Consider the following 6,101-nt stretch of genomic DNA (forward strand, 5'->3'; position numbering starts at 1 on the left):
AAGTCGCTGCTCTATCGAGCAACAATATCCGCGTGCAGGCGATCTGCTCGGTCCGTCTCGTGGTATACCAAACCAATCAGAGACGACGGCCTAGTAAAATCAAACAGCACACGAGTCAAGAGACCGTCGCCGACAAATATCTTGCTACCAATTCTGTCGGCCGCGAGTGAACCGCGTCCGAAACGCGCCGGCCGAGCGGCTGCTGGAGTCTCTGCGTACGGCGCGAGTTCCTGTTTAGTTGCCCACCGTAACGGCTGCTCAAGCTTCCGCGATAGCTCGATGAGTTTCGTACCATCAATGTGAAGCTTTACAATAAGCCGACCATGTACAACATCGTGAATTCGGTCTATTCCTACAGGAATTACCCATGGTGTTAGATACTCGCCTGCTCGCAACGACTCACGAAAGTCGGTCATCTGCTCCAACGCATTCCGCAGGTCAACGTACGTTGACTCACGAGCGATGCCGTGGACACTGTTAAGTATTCCATCATCAATGTAGGGGGAGACGTGACTCATGAACTCCGCCTCATCATCGGCTGCACCGGCCATGTAAGCTACCACAGTTAGGGAATCGTCAATAACTCTAGCGGCAAATCCGGATTGAACAGCAGCGTCAATCAACTGTGAGTACTCTTCATCCCAACTTGATACACGAAAGTGTTCACGCGATGCGATGAATTTCACCCCGGTGCGTACGTCAACACCGTACTCCCTCGCAACCGCCCCTTCTGTGGCAGACAGCCGCGCTTGTTGGTCTAACGTACGGCGCACTTGCCTGCGAACCTTTTTACCGAACTCGGCTTCAAGTGCGGCGAGTTCCTCCTCATTCGGCTTTGGATTGCGCGATAGCAGATTCCCAATCGCGTCGTTCACGCGTCCCTCTTTGAGTTCCACCGTGCTGATTTCCGGAGGGGAATGGGTGAAATCGATTTTTAGGATATCGCCTGCGTGAATGCAGGAGGTAATGTCCGTTATAAGGGAAAATGAAAGAGAGTTGGATTGATTGTTTGCACGAGCACGACGTAGCGCTGCGGCAAGTGCAGCCTCAGAAATGCTCGTTGGTTTATCGTGATGGATGTACCGCCGGATCTTCCACTTCTCGTCTTGAAACATAGCCACAGCGATTGTATCCCCCAATGAGCGGAGGACTGCTTCACGGCTCTCTAACACGTTGGCTATAGCCTTGAATCGAGACGCGGCTTCACGATCCCGTTCCCGCCGCGCGTTCGCGAGAGACGCCGCCGTACTGCTCCTGCTAGTCTTGACTGCGAGAAGAGCCTGGACCAATAGTTCTTGCCCGCGAGCGTAGCCGCGATGGCACAGGCGGAAGAACCGACGTCTGTCACCTATGGGCATCCTTTCGAAGTCTAAAGTACGTCCTTCTCGTCGATATGCACGGAGACCAGCTTCTAGCACAAAGTAGGCGATCTCCCGCACTGCGGGCTCAAAAGCTGGCAGATCAGAGTGCTCGGTTGGTGAGATACTCACTTTGTGATCCGTGGGTGAGGTGAACGTTGGTCTCCTTAGGTATCGACCCGTAATCAAACTGTCCCTCCGAGCATTCGCTAGAGGACTTTTGAAGGGCGTGGAGTTGGATTGAGCGCTGGCCATGCCTAATGCCCCGTCATCTCAACGTGAGAGATCCAGCACCCCATGAGATGGGCGGACCCGCCGGGCGGCCCTGCCTCCGAACTCTTGAGAGATAGATCAGGTGCGTTCTCTTCTCCGCTACGACTCGCTCGTACGCCGATCCGGCCCGATCCGCATCCATGTGGCAGTCCCGCCAGAGTCGATTTGTTCCACAGTGGCAATACTCTTCCGTTGGGTTCCGCTGAAGACAAAGGGTCGGTGAGTAGTGCTGGATGCCTGGCCAGCGCCCCACGAGTTGCGTGTGGAGCGTCTTCCCGATCCACACCATGCAGAGCTCCACGTATTTGTAGAGCGGATGCACCCCCCACTGCCAGTCACCTGGCATGCAGGCGCAAATGCTCAGATCGGGATTTGTGTGATGAGAGGTGATCAGGATGCCTGCATCCCAAAATGCCCAGGCACGGACATCGGGAACTGGGACTACGGGGTCACCGAGTCGATCCCGCGGCCAGACAAGGCGATCGGGATGAAAAATGGGTATCTCTACGAGGAGGTGAGCCCGGTGGGGCAGAGACCTGAACAGCCCCACCGGCACCACCATGTACAGACAGTTCGAGGAGATACCGAGCACCCTTGTGCTTGGATGGTACTCGTAGAGCTCCTCGAGTTTGAGCACCTCGTTTAGAAGACGCTCGACGGGGTGGATGGGTCTACCGGACGTGGCTTCGGACGGTGATCCTTGCCGTGATCGGGCTGAGGATCGGGCTTCTTTGAGCCCTGGTTCTGCTGCGACATTTTTCTGTGTCTCCTTCCATGGGGTTTGAGCGGGGAGGTACGCAGGTCCCGGAACAATGTACCCCCCATGCTCGATTGCATGCCGACCGAGGCGATCGGCCACTTCTCCGAATTCGTGCAGCTCTCGGAGATCCATGCACGACCTCCCAACCAGTGCCGATGGAGGCCCCTCACTCCTCAGTGACACCTTTCGTCCCTACTTCTTCTTGCCGGTGCGCTGCGACAGAGTGCTGGCGGCAGCCGTCTTGCTCGCTGGGCTCGACCGCCCATCGCGCAACACCTTCGAAGCTGCGGTAGCGGCAGCCTTGGAGCTTACCTTGGCCGGAGCACTGGTCTGCGAGAGGGCGCTCCCAGCAGCGGCCTTCGAGCTTTTCCCAGTCGCCCCACTTCGGAGAGTCTGCGGGGCCTTCGACGCGGCCTTCGCACCGGTAGTCTTGTTGTTGGCCATCTCATCCTCCTCAATCGGCGTGGTACGGGAAGGTGAATTGTTTGATCAGCGCCCTGCTGATAGACCCCGGCACCGTGCGAACATCTCCAGAGTGGCCGGCACCGAGAACATTGCTTCCACGATGGGAGTTAGCGATATTCGGCCTGAGACACGGGGCTTCCATCGCGCATACAATATGCGCATAGCGTATACGTTAAGTCAAGAGTATGGGGACTGCCACACCTGCCGCCTTCGGACGACGTGTCGCTGAATGCCGGGACCGGCTCGGCTGGACGCAGCGGCGGCTTGCCGAGGAGGCACAGCTCAGCGTCCCGTTCGTCAGTGACCTGGAGAACGGGAAGAGAACGCCCGGTGCCGACGCGTTGCTGCGGTTAGCAGAGGCGCTGGGTGTTACGATGGACTACCTAGTGAAGGGAGGGTTGGCCGTACCTCCGCCTGCTCGACAGCCGCTGGTCCTTCCCCCGCAGCTGGCCGAGGTAGCGGATGAGGATGGCTGGTCCGTGGCCGAAACCATCAACGTTCTTAAGTATCACGAGATGGTGGTTGCGAGGCGCAGCCCCTCGGGAGAGGATGCTGCGCGGACCCGAACCAAGGAAGAATGGCGCACCCTCCGCGAGTGGCTGCGCAGTTCACCGATTCAGTAAGGAGCTTCGGATGACGGCGCTTGCCCGCGATCCCAAGGTGATTCGTCTCGCCCAAGAGCTCGGCCTCTCCACGCGGGGTGACTGCGTGGAAGCGATTCGCGAACTGGCGGTGGACAAGGTGCGCCAGCATGAAGAGGAACTCGGAGCGCTAGTTCGTATCACCAATCTGGACACGCTCCGCAGGGCGCTCGCGAATTCACTGCACGCGAAGATTGAGATGATCGACAGCGATGGGGACGTGGAGCGGATTGCAGAACGATGGGTTGACTTTCACCCACACCTCGCGCAGCGGCTCCGGGAAGAGTTCCTGGAGGGAAGCACGGAGGGGATCACACTCGCGCGCGACGGATGGGTGCCGGGCGCGTGTCGATTCCTGCTGGTGATCGACGCGAGAGGAGAGCGGTCCTCCCGGGCCTACTTCACGGCGTGGCACGAAGTCACACACCTCCTCATCCAACCTGAGCAGCTCGAGTTTGTGGTTCTGCGGCGCACGCCTACACGTGCCGAAGTCCGGAAGGATCCGTTGGAATCGGTGGTGGACCACATCGCCGGCAAACTGGCCTTTTACCAGCCGTTCTTCGAACCGGTGATCCGGGCCGAGATCGAGCGTGCCGGAGAACTTACCTTCCGCGTCGTAGAGGCGGCTCGCGACATCGCCACTCCGACGGCGAGCCTCCTTGCAGCCGCAACGGCTAGTATCGAGTACACTCGCGTTCCGACCACTCTCCTTACGGTTGAGCCACGCCTGAAGGCTTCGGAAGCACGAGCACGCCGCTCCGCGCAGCAGGATTTGGGTTTCGGAATTTCAGTAGACGGTGGTGCCGCGCTACGTGTTGTGACCTGCATCTCCAATACGGCCGCAGGACGGCGTACGTTTGAGCTGCATCCTAACATCCGGGTACCCGACGGGTGCGTGCTCAGCCACGCCCACAGCACGCCCATGGATCTGGAGCTCAGTGCGGACGAGGATCAAGGGTGGTGGGAGACCTCGCAACGTGGACCCCTCTCTCCCCTGCCGCTCCGAGTCTGCGCGGCACGTCGCGGCCGCTTCGTCTATGGCCTGATCTCCACACGGTGACGTATCCCCACTCAGGGATACCCAGCAGCATCTTATGCTTCCTCAGTGGTGATCACCCCCGCGTCAGCAAGAGCGCCAAGCCATCTCAGCGCAGCTCCTGCATAACACGAGAGATATCGCGCTTCCAAACCGTCGTGTGCGCCGCATTGTCAATGTTCAGCGCTACAACCTGATCGGACGGCCAAGGGTTTGGATCTCCGGATTGGTGATACAATCCCGCGGATTTCTCATTGTACTCTCGGGTATGAGCTATCAAATCAGCGGACCATACGGCAAATTCCTCGTTGTATGCATCCCGACGAGTGGTAGCGTCGGGCCGTGTCGTATTCGCTTCCATGCAACCTTTTGAGTAAGGTGTCCGTTGAGGCATTCCAGCGTTATGGGGTTGATTGTGGCTTCACACCACATAGCCAACTCCAGACGCGAGCGTCCTTGCAGCCATCCACTTTCGAGCATTCCGCGTGCGGATACGTTGCGCGAACCCCGCTTAGAACAGCATCCCTACAGCCAGAGCAACTGCTCTCGTCCCCATTGCTGTTCCCATGACCTAAGGACTCGGGACGCAGTCCAGCGCACACGAGAATCGAGTGCGTCGGATTGGGTGCGCAGCAGGGCATCTCGCTCATCCAGTTGCAACGTGGTGGCGCAGCCGCCGAATGGAGAACGGGCAAGGGCGTACACAGCGGCCTCTACTCCCAACACAGTTCCCGCGCGATGCTCGAAGTACTCGTGGATGTAGCGGACGAGCGAGCGGCGAGCTCCCGGCTCGTCGAAGAAGCCGAGAACCGTAGCCATGCCGTCGTGTGCCGACGCTTCGCTATCTTGCGCGAGCGCCCAGGCGAATGGGCGTGGGTCACGGAGCAACCCCGCGAGGTGCATCGCGCGTCGCGCGGCCGCCGAAAGGGATGCACCGCCACACCTCATGGAGGCATATAGTGCAAAATCGACCCGCTCGAGATAATGCTTTGCGGGACGCATCCGGATGCGCGTAGGATTAGGGTCGTCCACCAGAGTCGCATCGACGGTGCGGATCATCCGTGTTCGGATGGCCAAGCTACCTGGGTGGCGGACCTTCCAGGCTAGATGATTCCTGAGCTGATCCCACGCAACAGCGTCATCTATCGCAACCAGCCTTCCCCAATCTTCATCCAAAGCCGGGAGGTCGCCAGGAAGGGTACCACACCCCACGGTGCTGGCTATCGCGTCCAGCTCGGCTGCGACAGCCGAGGCGTGGCTCTGTTCTTCGTCGAGCAGGCGAACATTGGGGTCGCGGCACGCTGTCCGGAGCGCCCTGGCGCGCTCTGTTGCAGAGGTCGCGATCATCGCAGCGCGGGCTTCTAGGACAGCCGACGGAATTGCGATGGCACCGGATTTCGCGAGATCCCTCGCTTCAACAAAACGAGCTAGTTTCCATCCGGAAACAGCGGAAAAGCGGGTATCGGGTAGCCGTGGAAAACGTCGTACGGAGCGGTTGCTACGCAATTCGAACCCGATCCGCGGGTATGATTCCGCTCCGTTTGGGTCAGAGACGCAGGTACATGCCG

The 6,101-nt window shown here is 59.2% G+C and carries 3 protein-coding genes; 1 reads left to right on the plus strand and 2 read right to left on the minus strand.

Annotated features, from left to right (window positions below; genetic code table 11):
* Positions 1–11: 11 nt before the first annotated feature.
* Positions 12–1,115 (minus strand): hypothetical protein, encoded by a 1,104-nt coding sequence (locus tag VF584_08175; GenBank protein ID HEX8210149.1) that lies wholly within the window; start codon positions 1,113–1,115, stop codon positions 12–14.
* Positions 1,116–3,489: 2,374 nt separating this feature from the next.
* Between VF584_08175 and VF584_08180 the strand changes: the two genes are divergently transcribed.
* Positions 3,490–4,557 carry a hypothetical protein gene (locus VF584_08180; protein HEX8210150.1) on the plus strand — a complete coding sequence of 356 codons (1,068 nt, stop codon included), beginning with the start codon at positions 3,490–3,492 and terminating at the stop codon, positions 4,555–4,557.
* Between the two features lie 501 nt (positions 4,558–5,058).
* Here the strand turns inward: VF584_08180 and VF584_08185 are convergent.
* The coding region (locus tag VF584_08185) for a hypothetical protein (GenBank protein HEX8210151.1) at positions 5,059–6,101 on the minus strand (1,043 nt) is incomplete at its 5' end.

The sequence above is a fragment of the Longimicrobium sp. genome (assembly GCA_036389135.1).
GTDB lineage: Bacteria > Gemmatimonadota > Gemmatimonadetes > Longimicrobiales > Longimicrobiaceae > Longimicrobium.

Coding starts and splice junctions, on each gene's coding strand:
- VF584_08175 (HEX8210149.1), bottom strand. CDS start 1,115: ATGTTTCAAGACGAGAAGTGGAAGATCCGGCGGTACATCCATCACGAT.
- VF584_08180 (HEX8210150.1), top strand. CDS start 3,490: ATGACGGCGCTTGCCCGCGATCCCAAGGTGATTCGTCTCGCCCAAGAG.